This window comes from Mesorhizobium sp. B2-7-2 (assembly GCF_006440775.1).
Taxonomy (GTDB): domain Bacteria; phylum Pseudomonadota; class Alphaproteobacteria; order Rhizobiales; family Rhizobiaceae; genus Mesorhizobium.
Genome location: NZ_VFTZ01000018.1, coordinates 35,576 through 54,862, shown reverse-complemented (window position 1 = coordinate 54,862; position 19,287 = coordinate 35,576). Strand labels below are relative to the sequence as shown.

The following is a 19,287-nucleotide window of genomic DNA, read 5'->3' as shown; positions in this document are numbered from 1 at the left end:
GAAAAGTGTGGGCGGTTTTCCGTCTGAAATTGGTAAAAAACAAAGAGATAGGGCGTTTCGTCCTTTCCGTGAAACGGTGAAACGCACTAGGCGAGTAGAAATCCCAGCGTGATCGCCAGCTGGGCGGCGTAGTAAAGCACCCAGACTGCATGGCGCATCCAGACGCGATGCGGCGAGATCGCCGCGAGCAGGAAGCGCTCGGCTGCCAGCAGCCCGTCCGAGGCGATGAACAGCACCGCGCCGGCGACCACCCAGGGATAGTCCGTGGTGAGCGCCGAAATGCCCATGGCGAGGATCGCCGCGACATAGACGGCGACCGGCGCGCGCAGCTGGGGGCCGACGCGGCGCCAGAGCGCGGCAAGCATGACGATGCTGAATGCGGCCATGGCCAAGGCGATCGCGCCGCGCCAGGATTCGGCCCTCAACAGGCTGAGCCCGCCGCCTGCCTGCGAAAACAGCGCGACATAGGCGATATGACCGGCGAGAAAGCTTGCCAGCCCGCCGAGAAAGGCCTTTTCGCCGTCGCGCGACAGGAAGGCGTCGCCGACGGCGCTGAGTGCCAGCGCCGCGACCAGCAGCAGTGGACCGCCCTGCATGGCGGCAAGCACGGCCAGCAAAGCCACGGCAAACGTCTTTGCCGCCGTGCGCGTCCATTTCGGCGGCATGTCGAGCGCAAAGGCGTAGATCACGGCCGCGACGAACGAGAACAAAAGCGTCGCGTTGGCATTGGCCTCGATGCCGCCGGAAAACGGCATCATGCGTTGACCTCCTTGGCCACCGGCTTGCGCATCAGCAGCGACTTCGCCGCGAGCGCGGCGCCTCCGGTGATGAGCACGCACGCCGCGAGGATGCGCAGCGACGGCTCGGCGACGCCGGCGGCGATCAGCACCAGCGTCGACAGAAGCGGCGCGGCGTAGCTTGCGGCGCCCAGCACCTGGATGTTGCCGCGCTTGACGCCGATATCCCAGGCATAGAAGGCCGCGCCCACCGGCATCAGGCCGAGCCCGATGACGGCCAGCCATTGTCCGAGGCTGTCCGGCAGAACCGTCTTCTCAAGCAGCAGGTGGCAGGCCAGCGACAGCACCGACGTCGCCGCGCAGAACCAGGTGACGATCGAGGTCGGTACCGACGGAAAACGCCGCGACAAGAGCGAATAGGACGACCACAACAGCGCGCAGACGGCGGCCATCGCGTAGCCAAAGGCGTAGCGCGCGTCGAAGGCCAGCCCGCCGCCCTTGGTGACGATCAGGAAGGTGCCGGCAAGGCCGAGCAGCGCGCCGACGACGTGGTTCCAGGCGAGCCGCTCGCCCGGCATCAGCGCCGAGCCGAGCACGATCAGCAGCGGCCACAGATAGGCGATCAGGCTCGCCTCGACCGCCGGCGCATTGCGCAGCGCCGTGAAGTAGAAGAAGTGGTAGCCGAACAGACCGGCTATGCCGATCACCCAGACCTGCGGCGGGATCTTCCGGCCCCGGTCCGGGGCCGGCATCACCAGCCGCGCCGCAAGGCCGACGCAGGTGCCGATGGCGAAGGTGATGGCCGACAAAAGGAAGGGCGGCACCTGTCCGGAAGCGTTGGTGAGCAGCGCCAGCAGCGCCCACATGGCGACCGCCGAAAACCCGATCAGTGTTGCGCGCCCCATATTGCCCCCGCCGGCGCGCGGTGGCGCCTGTCCTAATTTACCGCTTCGAACCGTCTCGCGCTGATGGTCAGCGGGCCAATCTGGGTCCCGACCGTGGCGCGGATCGGCGCATATATGCCGGATTGGCCGAGCGGTGCAAACGTCACCAGCATGCGGCTCTTGTTCTTCAGGAAATTCAAAGCCTTGCGGCCCTTGCGATAGCCCGCCACCGGCTCGAAGCCCATTTTGCAGGTCACCGTGTCGCCCTTGTAACCCGGCACCGAGATCGAACCCTTGGAGGCATAGGTCAAGGTCAGGTCGGCGCGCATCTCGCCATCATAGAACTTGACCGTGCGTCCGCAGACCTTGTCCAGGCTGTCGGCATGGATGACGGTCGCGGCCATCGGATCGAGCACCGATTTCAGGTCGCTATCGCCCAGCTGCACCCAGCTCTTCGGATCGCGCTTCTTTGGCGCGGGGACGACTTGCGTGGAGGTGACGGCGCCGTTGTTGAAGCGGATGTCGACCATCGAAGCCTTCTTGCCGGACGTATAGTCGGCCCGGAATGCATGCGGCTGCATCTGCTTGCCGGAAATGGTGCCTTTTGAGGAAATCGTGCCTTTCGTGTCGTCGAACAATTTGCCGAGGCCGGCGGCCGAGACGGTCCCATCGATGGCATAGGTGTCGCCTTGGTAGCGGCTGGAGAAAGTCGCCCTGGCGATCGAAAGGCCGAGAAAGGACACCGTATACTCGCCCCTGAAGGACTGCGGCGCGGCGGCGAAGCTCGTTGCCGGTGCGGCGACGGAAAGCAGGGCGGCGAATGCATGAGAAGGACGGAGCATGGCGGCTGGCTGATCCCTGGCGTTCGGCCGGAACGCAGCGGCTCCAGCCTGGCATATCCCTTCGCGATGGGCTTATACTGTGAAATCCGGCCTTTATATGGAGCGTGCCTGACAACGGGGCGCGTGCCGGAGCTTGACGCAGTGGTGAAATGCCACTATGGAACGCCAACTTTTCCAAAGGCCGCCTGACCGAGACCGCGCGCCGCCCGGCGCGGGCAGAATGGTTTGGCAGGCTTAGAACTGAGGTTAGACAAGATGTCCCGCACCTGCGAACTCACTGCCAAGGCAGTCCAGACCGGCAACAATGTGAGCCACGCCAACAACAAGACCAAGCGTCGCTTCCTGCCGAACCTGGTCAATGTGACGCTGATTTCCGAAGCGCTGAACCAGAACGTTCGCCTGCGCATTTCGGCCAACGCGCTGCGTTCGGTCGAGCACCGCGGCGGCCTCGACGCTTTCCTGGCCAAGGCCGACGTCAAGGAATTGTCGCAGCGCGCCCGTCTGCTCAAGAAGCAGATCGCCAAGAAGCTGGCCGAGCAGTCGGCCGCTTAAAGCAGCAGCTTTCAGGCGGGGGACGACCGCCTCGAGCTCGGCCAGGCCGATGCTCGAAACAGGAGCGAGCGTCGGCGTGACACTCGGCTGGTTCCATTACCCAGGATAAAAAAATGTATTTCCCGACGCGATATTTGCCCTTCGTGGCCGCCATGGCGCTTGTCGTCGTGGCGTCGAACATCCTCGTGCAGTTCCCGATGCAGGGCCAAGTCGGCGGCCTGTCGCTGGCGGACCTGCTGACCTGGGGCGCCTTCACCTATCCTTTCTCCTTCCTGGTCACCGACCTCGCCAACCGCCGCTACGGCCCGGCCGTGGCGCGCAAGGTGGTGTTCGTCGGCTTCATGACCGCGGTGACCTGTTCGATCCTGATCCCTCCCTTCCTGTTCCGTCACGGGCTGATCGAGTTCGAAACCGCCGCCGACCGGCTGGTGCGCATCGCAGCCGCCTCGGGAGCTGCCTTCCTCGCCGCGCAATTGCTCGACGTTACCGTCTTCAACCGGCTGCGCCGGCAGAGCTGGTGGCGCGCGCCGATCGTCGGCACGCTGGTCGGCTCCATCTTCGACACCGTCGTTTTCTTCGGCGTCGCCTTCTCCGCCGCCTTCGCCTTTGCCGGTCCCAACGACAGCTTCGCGCTGGAGACCGCGCCGCTGGTGGGCGTGCTGCCGGTCGAGACGATGCGCTGGGTCTCCTGGGCGCTCGGCGACCTTTCGGTGAAGCTGATCATCGCCGTGGTGGCGCTGATCCCCTACCGGCTGCTCGCTGCGCGCTGGAGCCAGCCGGCAGTCGCGTTCTAGGCCATGAACCCGGCAAGCGGAATCAGGCCGTGATCCCCTGGGTTCAGCTTGACTCCGCCCGCACGCCCGATGGCGGCCAGGAGCTGCGCCTGAAGCGGCGCGGCGCTGAATTCTCGATCATGCTCGGCACCAACGAGCTGATGAACAGCCGCCTCAGCGGCTCCGAGGAAGCGCTGGCCAGGCTTTCCTGCCAGCGTATCGCCGGACGCGAGCGGCCAAGCATCCTTATCGGCGGGCTCGGCATGGGCTTCACCTTGCGCGCCGCTCTCGCCGCGCTCGATCGAGACGCTGCCGTCACCGTTGCCGAACTCGTCCCCGCGGTCGTCGCCTGGGCACGCGGCCCCATGGCGGAAATCTTCGGTGGCTGCCTCGACGATCCCCGCGTCACCATTCGCGAGGCCGATGTCGGCCAGGTGATAGGGGCGGAGAAAGCCGCCTGGGACGCGATCCTGCTCGATGTCGACAATGGTCCGGAAGGCATCGTCCACAAGGGCAATGACACGCTCTATGGCGCCGCCGGCCTTGCGGCCGCGCGCGCCGCGTTGAAGCCCGGCGGCGTGCTGGCGATCTGGTCGCAAGGGCCGGACAGCGGCTTCACCCGGCGGCTGAAACAGGCCGGCTTCGCGGTCGAGGAGATCAACATCCGGGCCAACGGCAAGCGCGGCGCCCGCCACGTCATCTGGATCGCAGCCAAGGGGCTGTGATCTGGATCGCAGCCAACCAGGCCTGACCCTTTCAGCTACAGCCGCGGCGGCTTTACGCTTTGTTACGCCCGATCGTGCAGGATCGCGAAAATTCTCCAGGGCATCGCGACCAGCATGACCATGCCAGGCAACGGTTGGAAAAACGACCTTCTGCTTGCGCTGTGCGCTACGCTGGTGGTGCTGACGATCAACGCCGTTTCCGGTTTTCCAACCCTCGGCGACTATGGCGCCGACAATGACAGCATGCTGCGGCTGGTCGAGGTTCGCGACCTGCTCGGCGGGCAGGGCTGGTTCGATCTCCACCAATACAGGATGGGAACCTCGGGCGGCTTCGTCATGCATTGGTCGCGGCTTGTCGATACGCCGCTCGCGCTGATCATCATGGCCTTCGATGCGCTGGGCGCCAGCACGGCCACCGCCGAGCGCGCCGCGCAGATCATCTGGCCGACCCTCCTCTACGGGCTGACCATATTCGTGCTCATGCGCGCCTCGCAGCGCTTCGCCGCTGCGAATGTCGCGATGCCGGCAGTCATCCTGTCGACGGCGGCGCTGTTCTATCTGGTGATCTACAGCCCGGGGGTGATCGATCACCACAACGTCCAGCTGTTGCTGACGGCGGCCAGCCTCTGGCTTCTGATGGAAGTGCCCTCCTGGCGGCCCGCTGCCCTTCTGTCGGGTATTTGCGCTAGCCTGACGCTCGCGGTCGGCATGGAGACCGCTCCCTATGTGGCGGTGCTCGGCATCTGCGCCGCTGTCCTGTTCATCCTCGACGACAAGGAGCGCGTCACGGCGCGAGGCTTCGGCCTCGGATTTGCCGGCATCGCCTCTCTGGTCTTCGTGGCGACCATCCGGCCGGCCGACTGGGGCGTGGCCCAATGCGACGCCTTCTCCTCCTTCCAGTTCGCTGTTGCCGCATTGTCCGGCTTCGGCCTCGTGATCGCCAGTACCTTTGCCGCATCCAGCCGCCGGGCGCGGCTGGTTTCGATGCTGGCGCTGATGGCGGTGGTCGCGGTCGTTGTGATCGTGTTCTTCCCACAATGCCTGGCATCGCCCTATGCAGGCATGGACGAACGTATCCGCATTTATTGGCTGGCCGACGTGGTCGAAGCGCAGCCCTTCTGGAGCGTCGCTATCCACCAGCCGAAGCTGATGGCGGCGCGCTATGTGACCCCCTTCATCGCGATCCTGCTGGTCGGCTTTCAGCTCCGAACCCGTCGCCTGCGCCGCGCCGAGGTGCTCGCCGCCATCCTGCTCGTCGCCGCCTTCGGCGTCAGCCTTTGGCAGGTGCGTGGCTCGACATTCTCCGTCGCCTTCGCCGTGCTGCCGCTCTCGGCCTGGATCGCGAGAATCCGCCTGCGGGCGAACGCCGCGCCCTCGTGGCGCCTTTCCACCGGCATCGTCATGGCGTGGCTGGTCTCGCTCAACGCGACGTGGGCCGGGGTCGCGGTGGCGGCGCAGTCCGTGGTCCAGCAGGCGCCGCAGCGGGTTAATTCCGACCCCGACCATGCCGTGACCTGCGGCAAGCCGGGCGACTTCCACGATCTTGCCGCGATGCCCGCGACGACGGTGCTTGCCTCGTCCAATCTCGGCTCAGGAATATTGACGTTCACCGGCCACCGGGCGCTGGCCGGCCCTTACCACCGCAATGTCGGCGGCAATCTCGCCATGCTCGACGCGTTCATGGGGACGCCGGACGCCGCCCGCGCCGTCATCGAACGCGAGCATGTCGGGCTAGTCGCGATCTGCCGCGGCAACACGGAAGAGATATCGCTGGCTCTGGACGCGCCGAAGGGTTTTGTCGCGGCGTTGCTGCGGGGCGACCTGCCGGAATGGCTCGAACTGGACCAGTCTACCGCCGGAAAGCCGATCGAGATCTACAAGGTCCGTTGAATATCGGCCCGCGGCCATATCAGCATCGTCGACAGCGCCCCTCGCAACACGCCTGCTTTGCGCTGATGCAATTTCACTGCGTGATTTAGAAAACCGCTATCGAAATCAGTCCGTGAATCGTTGCAGTCCAGCCTGTGCTTTGGTTAGCATTTCGCTCGGGCGGCGATATATGTATTCAAGAAATTTGAATTCGGGGTTTTAGCTTGGGGAGAAGACATCCATGTCGGCCATAGAGGGCGCGGCGGCGCCAGCATCAGCCACGCTGCAGCATGTTATCTCCCACATGGTGGACGCCGTGAACCGCGCCGCCTTTGTGGAAAAGCCTTTCTGGCATCTGGAAATGACCGATGTTTTCCCGGCGGACCTTTATCAGCGCATGCGCGCCGCCATGCCGGAGGCGCGCGAATATCGTGCGCTCAAGGGGCGCAACAATGTGAATATCAAGGCCGACGGCACCCCGACGCGCATCAAGATCGACCTCTACCCCGAATACATCCGCCATCTGCCGCAGGAGAAGCGGGCGATTTGGTCCCTGGTTGGCAAGGCATTGCATGCGCCGCAGCTGAAGGACGCATTCATGCGCCGCCTTGCCCCGGGCTTGGAGCGCCGGTTCGGCTCGGACTTCATGAAGGTCGGCATGTATCCGGTGCCGATGCTGACGCGCGACGTGGCGGGCTACAAGATCGGCTTCCACACCGACACGAAATGGAAAGGGATCACGGTCCAGTTCTACCTGCCGGAGGACGACTCGATCAACCATATCGGCACCCGCTTCGCCGAGCGCATGCCGGACGGGCGTTTCGAGAATTCGCACCGGATGTCGTTTTCGCCGAACACCGGCTACGCCTTTGCGGTCGGCACCGACACCTGGCACGCGGTCGACACCGTCGGACCGGAAGTCCGCACCCGCGACAGCATCCTTCACACCTATTTCGTGGACAACACCGCGACGCTCAAGATCCGCAACCGGAGCAAGCGCGCGGCCAATTTCGTGATGAACGAAGTCCGCCACGTCGGCCGGTAATCTCTCGGCGCCCGCCGTCGGCACGGCTGAATCCATGCCGGCCAGCCGTCGTCAATCCTGGTGCAGGATGAATTCCAGGTAGAGGTTGCGCTGCAGGATCGAATGGTTGTCGTCGGATATCAGCGACACCATCAGCGCGCCGTCGTCGCGGGTCCAGACGTCGAGCCCTTCCATATTGTCGATCTGGTAGCCCATATCGGCCTCCATCAGCACCGGCCCGTCGGCGACCGCGCCCTTCTCGACGCTTTCGCCATAGATGCGCCGCAGCCGCATCTTCACCCCGCGCGCGATCGAAAAACTGCGCTCCAGCAGCAGCAGATCGCCGTCCGGCAGGAAGGCGCCGTCGGTTACGTCGAAATCGCCGTCGCGTCTGACGGTGAAGACGCCCTTATGCGGCCCCTCGATGATGGCGGCATAGACGTTGCCAGCTTCATCGAGGCTCCTCTCCGAGACCACGATCAGGCCGCCCGCGTGCTGCCCATAAGCGTTGGCATGGGTGACGGTCTCGAAACCGCGGTTCTGGCGCAGCTCCTCGGCGGGGACCTGATAGTCGAGCTGCCTGACCGGGGCTTTCATATTGTCGGGATCGATCTTGAACTGGGCGACGCGCTGGTCGCGCTCAAAGCCGACGGTGGCGATACCGTCCCTGACCGCGAGTCCTTCCGCGTCGGCCTCCCATTTCCGGTCGATCGGCCGGCCCGAAGCGTCGACCATCTGCTGCAGGCGGAAGTTCGAAACGCCGGACGGACGTCGGTCGGCGTCATGGGTGATCGTGCCGAAGAACCAGAAGCCGGTGTCGGTGACGCCGATGAAATCGCTGCCCGGCTTCAGAAAGCGAAAGGCCGACAGCGCGCCGAAATCGCGCGCCTGCGAAGTCATCTCCAGCCCGCCAACGAATTCAAGCGGGCCGAACCGCGTCTCGTCGCGGCCGATATGGAACTGGCTGATCGGCCGCGCCGAAATCTCGATTGTTTCGACGGGAGTTCCCGGAACGGCAACTGCCGGCGATGCGCAGGCCAGCACGCAGGCGAAAAGCGTCCGCCGCGCACACCGCCCCGAAAGGATCATCCGGCGCGTCGCAATCCGCCGCGCCGCGTGTCGCGCGCGCTTTCCTCGCCGAACAGCGAGGCGAGCTGCTCGGTCATGGCGCCGGCGAGTTCCTCGGCATCGACGATGGTGACGGCGCGGCGATAATAGCGCGTGACGTCGTGGCCGATGCCGATCGCCAGCAGCTCGACCGGCGAGCGCGTCTCGATCAACTCGATGACCGCCCGCAGATGGCGTTCCAGGTAATTGCCCGGATTGACCGACAGCGTGGAATCGTCGACCGGCGCGCCATCCGAGATCATCATCAGGATCTTGCGCTGCTCGGGCCGGCCGATCAGCCGGTTATGCGCCCATAGCAGCGCCTCGCCGTCGATGTTTTCCTTGAGCAGGCCCTCGCGCATCATCAGCCCGAGATTGCGCCGCGCGCGCCGCCACGGATGATCGGCGGATTTATAGATGATGTGGCGCAGGTCGTTGAGCCGGCCGGGGTTAGGCGGCTTGCCATCCTTCAGCCACTTCTCGCGCGCCTGCCCGCCTTTCCACGCCCGCGTGGTGAAGCCGAGGATTTCGACCGAAACCCCGCAGCGCTCCAGTGTGCGCGCCAGAATGTCGGCGCAGGTCGCGGCGACGGTGATCGGCCGGCCGCGCATGGAGCCCGAATTGTCGAGCACCAGCGACACCACCGTGTCGCGGAACTTGGTGTCGCGCTCCTGCTTGAAGGACAGCGGCTGCATCGGGTCGATGACGACGCGCACCAGGCGGGCCGGATCGAGATAGCCTTCCTCCAGGTCAAAATCCCAGGAGCGGTTCTGCTGCGCCATCAGCCGGCGCTGCAGCCGGTTGGCGAGCCGCCCGACGACTCCGGAAAGGTTGGCAAGCTGCTTGTCGAGGAAGGCGCGCAGCCGGTCGAGCTCCTCTTCCTCGCAAAGTTCCTCGGCGCCTACCGTCTCGTCGAAGGCGGTGGTGAAGACCTTGTAGTCGATCTCTTTCGGCAGGTTCAGGAACGGGTTGTCGTTTCGCTTGGCCTCGCCCGGCGTCTCGGCGTCGGCGTCGTCCTCATCGGACAGGTCGTCGGAGGTGGCGTCGGTCGCTTCGGTCTCGGCCGACTCTTCGTCGTCGGCGGAGGCTTCGGCATCTTCCGACTGCGACTGCTCGGAGCCTGAATCCTCCTCGCCGCCTTCCTCGCTCTGTTCCTCGCCCTGCTGCTCGTTCTCTTCGTTTTCCTCCGAGTCGTCGGTTTCCTGGTCCTCGCCGAGTTGCTCGGCCATTTCCATGGAAACCAGCATGTCGCGCACGACGCGGGCAAAGGCCTGCTGGTCCTCGAGCTTGGCCGACAGGCCCTCTAGGTCGCTGCTCGCCTTCTCCTCGATCCAGGGGCGCCAGAGATCGACCAGCCGCTCACCGCTCTTCGGCACGGAACGTCCGGTGAGCTTCTCGCGCACCATCAGCGCAATCGCTTCCTCGAGCGGCGCGTCCGCCTTGTCCCTGACGTCGACGAGGTTCGCCTTGGCGTATTTGTCCTCAAGCATCGAGCCGATATTATCGGCCACGCCCTGCATGGCGCGGCTGCCGATCGCCTCGACGCGCGCCTGCTCGACCGCGTCGAAGATGGAACGCGCTAGCTTGCCTTCCGGCGCCAGCCTGTTGTGGATGCGCTGATCGTGGCAGGCGCGCTTCAGCGCCATGGAATCGCCCAGGCCGCGCGTGATCGCAATGTCATTGCGGGACGCTTTCTTCGGCAGTTCGGGCAGGCGAGCGCGGTTGCCGGCCAAAGCCGGCCGGTCCTTGGCAAAACCGACCTCGAGGTCCTTGTCGCCGGCGACGGCGCGCATGCAGACGGTCACCGCGCGCTTGAAGCTGTCGGCTTCAGACCCGTTCTTCGGCTTGTTGCGCGTGTTGTCGCCTGGACCCGCCATGATACGTCTCTATTTTAGTTCCGGCTGTTGGATTGGTGTCGGCTGGTCAAACTGAGTACGGAGAATTCCGACAATTTCCTTCACCGGAATTGTGAAATAGCCCCCTTTTCCGGAGTCATAAGCCTGTCGCCACTGACGGTATCCATTTTCAAAACCACTTGGGATCGGAGCGACGCCTTCAAGTTCAACGACACTTGCTCTCAGAGCTTCCGCCGAAATGGGCATATGAGAAACGGTTTGCAGTTGTTTTTCGCCGGTCGGTATCGGCGCGTCTGTAACAGAGATCGACACGATGGCCTGTTGATTGCCATCGAAGCTGTCAACCGCACCGACGATTACCCGAGATGAAGCAGGTACCGCTCCGCGGTAAGTCCAAATCTGCCCGGGTTTGAACGGGTTGGTTTGAGCCATAGCTACCTGACAGACAGATAAGCAAAAAATCAGCAAACCCCACTGGAATGTCCGCAGGGCTGGTTGCATGGGCTCCGCCTACCCCAGCACCACGTTCGCGGCGCTCTCCGGCAGATCCTCGCCGAAGGCGCGCTGGTAGAACTCGGCCACCACCGAACGCTCCAGCTCGTCGCACTTGTTGAGGAAGGTCAGCCGGAACGCCATGCCGATGTCGCCGAAGATCTCGGCGTTCTCGGCCCAGGTGATGACGGTGCGCGGGCTCATTACGGTCGACAGGTCGCCGTTGATGAAGGCCGAACGCGTCATGTCGGCGACGCGCACCATCTTGTTGACGATGTCCTTGCCCTTGCTGTCGCGATAGTGCTTGGCCTTGGCCAGCACGATGTTCACTTCATTGTCGTGCGGCAGGTAATTGAGCGTGGTGACGATCGACCAGCGGTCCATCTGCGCCTGGTTGATCTGCTGCGTACCGTGATAGAGGCCCGTGGTGTCGCCGAGGCCGACCGTGTTGGCGGTGGCGAACAGCCGGAATGCAGGGTGCGGGCGGATGACCCGGCTCTGGTCGAGCAGGGTCAGGCGGCCCGACGATTCCAGCACGCGCTGGATGACGAACATCACGTCCGGACGGCCGGCATCATATTCGTCGAAGCAGAGCGCCACATTGTGCTGATAGGCCCAGGGTAGGATGCCGTCGCGGAATTCAGTGATCTGCAGCCCTTCCTTGACGACGATGGCATCCTTGCCGACGAGGTCGATGCGGCTGACATGGCTGTCGAGGTTGACGCGCACGCAGGGCCAGTTGAGCCGCGCCGCGACCTGCTCGATATGCGTCGACTTGCCGGTGCCGTGATAGCCCGACACCATGACGCGGCGGTTGTAGGCAAAGCCGGCGAGGATCGCCAATGTCGTCGCCTTGTCGAACAGATAATCCGGGTCGATGTCCGGTACATGCTCCGTCGCCGCCGAATAGGCGGGAACGACCATCTTGGAATCGAAGCCGAATTTCTCCTTCACCGACACCGTCGTGTCGGGCAGGTTGGCGATGTCGCGATCGACCTTGTTCATCACTATCAACGTCTCCACGGGCGAAACGCCGCGTTTCGCCGGCAATCAATTTTGTCCGGGGGCGGTCTTAGAGCCTTTTCCAACCTTATGAAAGTTGGAAAAACGACTTGGTACCGTGGGGCCGCTCAGCACAATCCTGCTTGCTTGAGCACGCGATAGGCCTGCAGCACATCGCGGAACCGGTCTTCCGAACCTCTGTCGCCGCCATTCGCATCCGGATGGTGACGCTTAACGAGTTCCTTATAGCGCGCCTTGATGTCCTGACCAGTCGCCTTTGTGTCAAGGCCAAGCGTTTCCAGCGCCTTGGCCTCAAGTGGCTTTGCCTTGCGCTCGCGCGGCTCGCGTGCTCCGCCGCTGAACAGATTGAAGGGATCGCGCATGCGGTTGTAGTAGCCGGCCCGTCCCGAACGCTGCTGCGCGAAATCCGGCGCCGAGCGCGTTCCGCCGCCATTGGCGCCCATGCGCCATGTCGGCCTGTGGCCGGTCAGCGCCTCCTTCTGGAAGCGGGCGATCTCAGTGTCCGACACGCCGGAGAAGTAATTGAAGCCCTTGTTGTATTCGCGCACATGGTCGAAGCAGAAGCGAAAATACTCGCCCTCCTTGAGGCGCCCGACCGGCGCGCGATGCGTGCCGGCCTCGTTGCAGCCGTCCCACTGGCAGATCGGCGCGCGCGACTTCAGCTCCGCGTCCTTCTCCGGCCGAATTCGAATTTTCTCGAAATATTTGGGATACGCTTTCATCTCACCCATTTATGGGCTGTTCGCATATGCGAAACAAGAATTGACATTTCGCCGATGATCGCCCTAACCGCTGAATCGCGGCTTAAAAGCGGTCGAAATTCAAGATTTTGCGGCTGTGCCGCAGATGTGGGGAAGGGAAACCCGGATGTCCATACAGTCGACAATCGAAAACAAGCTGAAAGCAGCATTTTCGCCCGAACGGCTAGCGGTCATCAATGAGAGCCACCTTCACGCCGGTCATCATCACGTCGAGTCCGGCCACCACGCGACGTTCGACGGCGCCGGCGAGACGCATTTCCGCGTTCGCATCGTCTCGCCGAGCTTTGCCGGCATGGCTCGCATCGAGCGCCACCGTGCCGTCAACGAATTGCTCGCGGACGAACTGAAGGCCGGCGTGCATGCGCTGGCAATCGAGCCGGCGGCACCCGGCGAGAAGACGCGCTGGTAAGCTCTCAGCCGACGCTCGCCTTGAGGAAGGCCAACACAGCCGCGGTCAAGGCGTCGCCGTCCTGGCCGAGATCGCGATTGATCGACATATGCGTATAGGCGCTGCCGTCGAACAGCGTGACCTTGGCGCCGGTGGCGCGCAGGCGTTCCGCGAAAGCCTTCGACGCCTCGCCTCGCCCGGGAGCGCGCGAATAGGCGATGAAGGTCGGCGGATGTTTCCTGCCGTCGACATGGGTCGACAGCGATAGCGCCGCCCATTGTGTCGGGTCGGGAAAGGCACGCGCATAGGCCCCCACCATGCCGCCATTCCTGGAAAGCGCTGCAAGATCATAGGCCCTGGTATCGTCCAGGATCAGCGCGGCGACACCGGGCAACCCGCCGCGCATGCCGGTCAGCGCGATCAGATGGCACCCGGCCGAATGGCCCATGCCGACGATGCGACTGGGATCGCCACCGTATCGGGCAATGTTGGCGCGCACATAGCCGTAGGCCTTTTCGACGTCGCGGGCCTGGGTAGCGACATCGGCTTCCGGCAGCATGCGGTAATCGATCGAGACGAACGCGAAGCCATTGGCGAGCAGGAAGTCCGGCTTTGAGCCGACCTGGCCGCGTTTGCCGAACCGCCAGGCGCCGCCATGGACAAAGAAGACCACCGGCAGCTTGTTCGCGTCGTCCGGCGCGTAGATATCGAGCTTGGCCGGACCGTAATCGAGGGTTTGCGGTGCCTGCCGGCCCGGACGACTGGCGGCTGACGCACCTGCCGGGAGCAGCGCCCCCAGCGATGCCGCGATGAAGCCGCGTCGATCGATCATCGTCATCTCCGGCCAGGTTACGGCGCAAGCGTGCCGCGCACCTCGATTGGATTAATAATGACAACTTGTGGGTAGCAAACCAAATCAGGACCTTGAAGCTCCGCCGGCAATCACCACGTATTTCTGGGGCGAGCATTTTCGGCCGCGTCGGGTATCCCCCGGGTCAATGCCAGATTGCATGCGCTATCCTTCGTGTGAAGGGAACAAACAGTGCTTTCCGGCAGTTGATGCAGCGATGAGCCGATTGGCAGCCCACCGGCTCCGAGGCAAAGCACCATGCGCGAGAACCAATCAGACGTCTTCGATCTGTTTTCGGAGATTTATTCCAACGCGGCTCAGGAAGAGATCAGCCTGCAGCAATATCTCCTGGCCTGCCGCGAAGACAAAACCATGTATGCGTCGGCGCCCGAGCGCATGGTCGAGGCGATCGGTGAGCCGAACCTCGTCGACACCAGCAAGGACGAGCGGCTCGGCCGCATTTTCTCCAACCGCACCATCAAGGTCTATCCCTCCTTCTCCGACTTCTACGGAATGGAGGATACGATCGAGCGCATCGCCGGATATTTCCGCTATGCCTCGCAGGGCCTCGAGGAGCGCAAGCAGATCCTCTATCTCCTCGGCCCGGTCGGCGGCGGCAAATCCTCGCTGGCCGAACGGCTGAAGAAGTTGATGGAGGAGCGCCCGATCTACACGCTCAAGGTCGGCAACAAGATCAGCCCGGTCTTCGAATCGCCGCTCGGCCTTTTCCATCCCGATCGCATGGGCGATCTGCTGGAGGACAAATACGGCATCGCCCGCCGCCGCCTGAACGGATTGATTTCGCCCTGGGCGGCCAAGCGCCTCGACGAACTGTCTGGCGACATCTCCAAATTCAGCGTGGTCAAGCTGATGCCGTCGCGGCTGCGCCAGATCGCCATCGCCAAGACCGAGCCCGGCGACGAGAACAATCAGGATGTCTCGGCCCTGGTCGGCAAGGTCGACATCAGGCAGTTGGAGCACTTCAGCCAGTCCGACCCGGACGCCTACTCCTACAGCGGCGGCCTCAACCGGACCACGCAAGGGCTGCTCGAATTCGTCGAGATGTTCAAGGCGCCCATCAAGGTCCTGCACCCATTGCTGACGGCAACCCAGGAAGGCAGCTACAACGGCACCGAGAATTTCGGTGCCTTCCCCTATCAGGGCATCGTCGTGGCCCATTCCAACGAATCGGAATGGCAGCAGTTCAAGAACAACAAGAACAACGAAGCCTTCCTCGACCGCATCCTCGTGGTCAAGGTTCCCTATTGCCTTCGTGTTACCGAGGAGAGGCATATTTACGAGAAGCTGCTGCGCGAGAGCGAGCTGGCAAACAGCCCCTGCGCGCCCGAAGTGCTGGACATCCTCAGCCGCTTCACCGTCTCGACCCGCCTTGCCGAGCACGAGAACTCACCGCTCTACACCAAGATGCGCGCCTATGACGGCGAGAACCTCAAGGAGATCGACCCCAAGGCCAAATCGGTCCAGGAGTATCGCGACGCCGCCGGCGTCGACGAGGGCATGACCGGGGTAAGCACGCGCTTTGCCTTCAAGATCCTGTCGCAGACGTTCAACTACGACACCAAGGAGGTGGCGGCCGATCCCGTGCACCTGATGTACATCCTCGAAGAGGCCATCAAGCGCGAGCAATTCCCGAAAGAAACGGAAGCCGCCTTCCTCGAATTCATCAAATCGGAACTCGCGACGCGCTATGCCGAGTTCATCGGCCATGAGATCCAGAAGGCCTATCTGGAATCCTACAGCGAGTATGGTCAGAACCTCTTCGACCGCTACATCGCCTATGCCGACGCCTGGATCGAGGATCAGGACTACAAGGACCCCGACACCGGCCAAATCCTCAACCGCGAGGTGCTGGACAAGGAATTGTCGCAGGTCGAAAAACCGGCCGGCATCGCCAACCCTAAGGACTTCCGCAACGAAGTGGTCAAATTCACCTTGCGTGCCCGGGCGCGCAACCATGGCCGCAATCCCTCCTGGACGAGCTATGAAAAGCTTCGCGAGGTCATCGAGAAGCGCATGTTCGGCCAGGTCGAGGACCTGCTGCCGGTGATCAGCTTCGGCTCCAAGCAGGACAGCGTCACGGAGAAGCGGCACAACGAATTCGTGCAGCGTATGGTGGAACGCGGCTACACCCAGCGGCAGGTTCGCCGGCTGGTCGACTGGTACATGCGCGTGAACAAGGCGGGTTGAGCAAAACCGGGACGGTTCCATGCCGATCTTCATCGACCGCCGCCTGAACCCGAAGGACAAGAGCCTGGGCAATCGCCAGCGCTTCCTCCGACGCGCCCGTGATGATCTCAAGCGCAGCATCCGCGACCACGTCCGGACAGGTCGTATCGCCGACATTGACCGCGAGCATGCCGTGCCGATGCCTCGTAAGGGCACCAGCGAACCCACCTTCGGCGACGACAAGGAAAGCGGCAGGCGCCAGCACATCCTGCCCGGCAACAGGACATTCAGCCCTGGCGATCTTATCTCCAAACCGGGCGGCGGCGGAGGCTACGGATCGGCTCCAGGGACCACGGAATCCGAAGACGACTTCCGCTTTGTGCTGTCACGCGAGGAAGTGCTCGATCTTTTCTTCGAGGACCTCGAACTGCCGGATCTGGTTAAGCTCAATCTCAAGCAGATACTGAGCTTCAAGCCGAGACGGGCAGGCTTCACGGCAAGCGGAGCGCCGACCAACATCAATGTCGGACGCACGATGCGCAACAGCCATGGGCGCCGCATCGCGCTCAGGCGTCCCAAGCAGGCGGAGTTGGACGCAATCGCCCTGCAGATTGCCGAGCTTGAAGCGAAGCCGGCAAGCGCGGCGATGAGCGAACGCATCGCTGCCCTGCGCGAGGAGTTCGACCGGGTCGAGCGCAGGCGCAGGCGAATTGCCTATGTCGATCCGGTCGATATCCGTTTCAACCGCTTCGATCCCCAGCCGGTGCCGAACGCCAGCGCGGTGATGTTCTGTCTGATGGACGTCTCCGGCTCGATGGGAGAGCGCGAGAAGGATCTGGCCAAACGCTTCTTCGTGCTGCTGCATCTGTTTCTGACACGGCGCTACGAACGCACCGAGGTCGTCTTCATCCGCCACACCCACGAAGCCAAGGAGGTGGACGAGCATACGTTCTTCTACCACACCGAAAGCGGAGGCACGGTCGTCTCCACCGCGCTCGAGGAAATGCACCGCATCATCGAGGAACGCTACCCGGTCGCCGAATGGAACATCTACGCCGCCCAGGCCTCCGACGGCGACAATTTCGCCACCGATTCCGAGCGCTGCATAGAACTGCTCGACCGCAAGCTGATGCGGCTTTGCCAGTATTTCGCCTATGTGGAGATCATCGACGAGCGGGAAAGCCACATTTTCGGCTCGACCGAGAACGGCACGTCGCTCTGGCGCGCCTACAATGCCGTCGACGGGAAATGGCCGAATTTCCAGATGAGGCGCATCGCCGCGCCGGCCGACATATATCCGGTCTTCCGCGAGCTCTTCGCCAGGCAACCTGATCTGCGCAAGAGCGCTTGAGGACTGAGGCTCGAAGGGACATAGGCCGATGGTCAGCCAGGCGCACAAATCCGAATTGCTGTTTTCCGGGTCGGACTGGGATTTCAACAAGCTGTCCCGGGTCTATGACGAGATCGAAGCGATCGGCCTCGAAGAGCTTCGCCTCGACATCTACCCGGTGCAGATGGAGATCATCTCTTCCGAGCAGATGCTCGACGCCTATTCGTCGGTGGGCATGCCGCTGATGTACCGGCATTGGTCATTCGGCAAGCACTTCCTCTATAACGAACTGCTCTACCGTAAGGGCGCACGCGGTCTGGCCTATGAACTGGTCATCAACTCCAATCCCTGCATCGTTTACCTCATGGAAGAAAACACCATGGCCCTGCAGGCTTTGGTGACGGCGCATGCCGCGCTGGGACACAATCATTTCTTCAAGAACAATCACCTTTTCCGGCAATGGACGGACGCCGGCGGCATCCTGAGCTATCTGGATTTTGCCAAGAGCTACATAGCCCGATGCGAGGAACGGCATGGCCTGGCGGCCGTGGAGGCTATCCTGGATTCGGCCCACGCGCTGATGGAGCAGGGTGTGTTCCGCTATCATCGGCCGCCGAGACTGTCGTCCGAGCAGCAGCGCGAAGGGCTGCGCGAGCGCCTGGAATACGAGGAGCGTTCGTTCAACGATCTCTGGCGGACACTACCGCCTTCGCAAGAGAGCGACGATACCAAAACAGCCGCTGACGACGACGCTGCCGAGCGGAAGAAATCGCTCAATCTGCCGGAGGAGAACCTGCTCTATTTCCTCGAGAAGAACAGTCTCGTCCTCGAGCCCTGGCAGCGCGAGATCGTCAGGATCGTGCGCGTCATCGCGCAATATTTTTATCCGCAGCGGCAAACCCAGGTGATGAACGAAGGTTGCGCGACCTTCGTGCATTACACGCTCATGAACATGCTGTTCGACCGTGGCCGCATCAACGAAGGCGCCATGCTCGAAATCCTGCGCAACCACTCGAACGTGGTCTTCCAGCCGGCCTATGACGACCCGCGCTTTTCCGGCATCAATCCCTATGCGCTGGGTCTCGACATGATGCAGGACATCCAGCGTATCTCGACCGCGCCGACCGCCGAGGACCGCGACTGGTTTCCCGACATCGCCGGCCACGGCGACTGGCGCGACACCTTGCTCGACGCCTGGGCCAACCACCGCGACGAATCCTTCATCCGGCAGTATCTGAGCCCAAGGCTGATCCGCAAATGGCGGCTCTTCGTGCTGGCCGACGGTGCCGACGAGCCGCACTATGAAGTGGCCTCGATTCACAATGAGCGCGGCTATGGCAAGATAAGGTCGGCGTTGGCGCAAAGCTACGATATCGGCGCCAACCGTCCCGATATCCAGGTGGTTGACGTCGACCTGCTCGGCGACCGGCATCTGCGGCTCCAGCACGTGGTCAAGGATGGCGTCATGCTCGAGGGCCAGAGCCGCGACGCGACGCTGCGCCATATCCGCAACCTATGGGGCTATGATGTCAGCCTGGCGGCAATCGATGCCGGTACCGGCGCGATGCTCAGCGAGCGTTGGACCAAGGAGCTTTGAGCCGGGTCTCTGAGACGGCCGGTTTCTTCGGCGTAGGGATTTTGAAGGGTTGTCGGGCGGCACCGTTCGCTTCGGTGAAATCAGCGCACACGGTTGGGGATTGGCTGAAGCCTTCCAACCTCGTCATTCCAGGGCGGAGCAGCCGCAAAGCGGCGTCGCGGAGACCCTGGAATCCATTCCGTGGCCTTGATCGAAGAACGCAGCGGAGCAGAATTCTGCATCGCAGCAGCGCTCATGCGTCCCGGCATGGATCCTCGGGTCTACGCGCGTCGCTACGCTCCTTGCTCCGC

The 19,287-nt window shown here is 63.1% G+C and carries 18 protein-coding genes; 9 read left to right on the top strand and 9 right to left on the bottom strand.

The window, feature by feature from the left end:
* Positions 1-86: 86 nt before the first annotated feature.
* From FJ425_RS22495 to FJ425_RS22485, 3 genes are read right to left on the bottom strand one after another with little or no spacing between them, the layout of a single operon-like run.
* On the bottom strand, positions 87-758 hold the full coding sequence (locus FJ425_RS22495) for a lysoplasmalogenase family protein (protein ID WP_140726198.1): 672 nt from the start codon (positions 756-758) through the stop codon (positions 87-89).
* On the bottom strand, positions 755-1,642 hold the full coding sequence (locus tag FJ425_RS22490) for an EamA family transporter (RefSeq protein ID WP_140726195.1): 888 nt from the start codon (positions 1,640-1,642) through the stop codon (positions 755-757). Before FJ425_RS22490 ends, FJ425_RS22495 begins: the two co-directional genes overlap by 4 nt.
* Positions 1,643-1,674: 32 nt before the next feature.
* Positions 1,675-2,463, bottom strand: coding sequence for a DUF3108 domain-containing protein (locus FJ425_RS22485; RefSeq protein ID WP_140726193.1), 789 nt, complete (start codon positions 2,461-2,463; stop codon positions 1,675-1,677).
* 255 nt (positions 2,464-2,718) lie between these two features.
* Between FJ425_RS22485 and rpmB the strand changes: the two genes are divergently transcribed.
* From rpmB to FJ425_RS22460, 5 genes are all read left to right on the top strand, one after another.
* Positions 2,719-3,015, top strand: coding sequence for a 50S ribosomal protein L28 (rpmB, locus tag FJ425_RS22480; protein WP_095767449.1), 297 nt, complete (start codon positions 2,719-2,721; stop codon positions 3,013-3,015).
* 113 nt (positions 3,016-3,128) lie between these two features.
* Positions 3,129-3,809 carry a queuosine precursor transporter gene (locus tag FJ425_RS22475; RefSeq protein WP_140726190.1) on the top strand — a complete coding sequence of 227 codons (681 nt, stop codon included), beginning with the start codon at positions 3,129-3,131 and terminating at the stop codon, positions 3,807-3,809.
* Between the two features lie 29 nt (positions 3,810-3,838).
* Entirely contained in the window at positions 3,839-4,513 is a 675-nt protein-coding gene (locus FJ425_RS22470) for a hypothetical protein (RefSeq protein ID WP_140726187.1), read from the top strand.
* Positions 4,514-4,627: 114 nt separating this feature from the next.
* On the top strand, positions 4,628-6,403 hold the full coding sequence (locus tag FJ425_RS22465) for a GtrA family protein (RefSeq protein ID WP_140726184.1): 1,776 nt from the start codon (positions 4,628-4,630) through the stop codon (positions 6,401-6,403).
* A 220-nt stretch (positions 6,404-6,623) separates the two neighbouring features.
* Positions 6,624-7,427 (top strand): hypothetical protein, encoded by an 804-nt coding sequence (locus tag FJ425_RS22460; RefSeq protein ID WP_140542551.1) that lies wholly within the window; start codon positions 6,624-6,626, stop codon positions 7,425-7,427.
* Between the two features lie 51 nt (positions 7,428-7,478).
* On the opposite strand, the gene FJ425_RS22455 is transcribed toward FJ425_RS22460, so the two are convergent.
* The 5 genes from FJ425_RS22455 to FJ425_RS22435 form a co-directional block, all read right to left on the bottom strand.
* The gene (locus tag FJ425_RS22455) at positions 7,479-8,495 is read right to left on the bottom strand and encodes an esterase-like activity of phytase family protein (protein WP_140726181.1); all 1,017 of its coding nucleotides are present in this window, start codon (positions 8,493-8,495) and stop codon (positions 7,479-7,481) included.
* Positions 8,492-10,390, bottom strand: a complete 1,899-nt coding sequence (gene cobT / locus FJ425_RS22450) for a cobaltochelatase subunit CobT (RefSeq protein ID WP_140726178.1) — start codon at positions 10,388-10,390, stop codon at positions 8,492-8,494. Before cobT ends, FJ425_RS22455 begins: the two co-directional genes overlap by 4 nt.
* Positions 10,391-10,399: 9 nt before the next feature.
* Positions 10,400-10,870, bottom strand: a complete 471-nt coding sequence (locus tag FJ425_RS22445) for a hypothetical protein (protein WP_140726175.1) — start codon at positions 10,868-10,870, stop codon at positions 10,400-10,402.
* A gap of 9 nt (positions 10,871-10,879) precedes the next feature.
* Positions 10,880-11,866: a cobaltochelatase subunit CobS gene (cobS, locus tag FJ425_RS22440; RefSeq protein WP_140726172.1), complete on the bottom strand. Its 987-nt coding sequence runs from the start codon at positions 11,864-11,866 to the stop codon at positions 10,880-10,882.
* 125 nt (positions 11,867-11,991) lie between these two features.
* Positions 11,992-12,615, bottom strand: a complete 624-nt coding sequence (locus FJ425_RS22435; RefSeq protein WP_095767437.1) for a J domain-containing protein — start codon at positions 12,613-12,615, stop codon at positions 11,992-11,994.
* Positions 12,616-12,751: 136 nt separating this feature from the next.
* Between FJ425_RS22435 and FJ425_RS22430 the strand changes: the two genes are divergently transcribed.
* Complete coding sequence (locus tag FJ425_RS22430) at positions 12,752-13,054, top strand: BolA family protein (RefSeq protein WP_095767436.1); 303 nt, start codon at positions 12,752-12,754, stop codon at positions 13,052-13,054.
* Between the two features lie 4 nt (positions 13,055-13,058).
* Here the strand turns inward: FJ425_RS22430 and FJ425_RS22425 are convergent, their stop codons facing one another.
* A complete protein-coding gene (locus FJ425_RS22425; protein WP_140726167.1) occupies positions 13,059-13,865 on the bottom strand; it encodes an alpha/beta hydrolase in 807 nt (268 codons plus the stop codon).
* Positions 13,866-14,141: 276 nt separating this feature from the next.
* On the opposite strand from FJ425_RS22425, the gene FJ425_RS22420 reads away from it, so the two are divergent.
* The 3 genes from FJ425_RS22420 to FJ425_RS22410 are packed head-to-tail and all read left to right on the top strand — an operon-like array spanning position 14,142 to position 18,997.
* Positions 14,142-16,091: a PrkA family serine protein kinase gene (locus FJ425_RS22420; RefSeq protein WP_140726164.1), complete on the top strand. Its 1,950-nt coding sequence runs from the start codon at positions 14,142-14,144 to the stop codon at positions 16,089-16,091.
* A 19-nt stretch (positions 16,092-16,110) separates the two neighbouring features.
* Complete coding sequence (locus FJ425_RS22415; protein ID WP_140726161.1) at positions 16,111-17,421, top strand: YeaH/YhbH family protein; 1,311 nt, start codon at positions 16,111-16,113, stop codon at positions 17,419-17,421.
* A 28-nt stretch (positions 17,422-17,449) separates the two neighbouring features.
* Positions 17,450-18,997 (top strand): SpoVR family protein, encoded by a 1,548-nt coding sequence (locus FJ425_RS22410; protein ID WP_140726159.1) that lies wholly within the window; start codon positions 17,450-17,452, stop codon positions 18,995-18,997.
* Positions 18,998-19,287 lie beyond the last annotated feature (290 nt).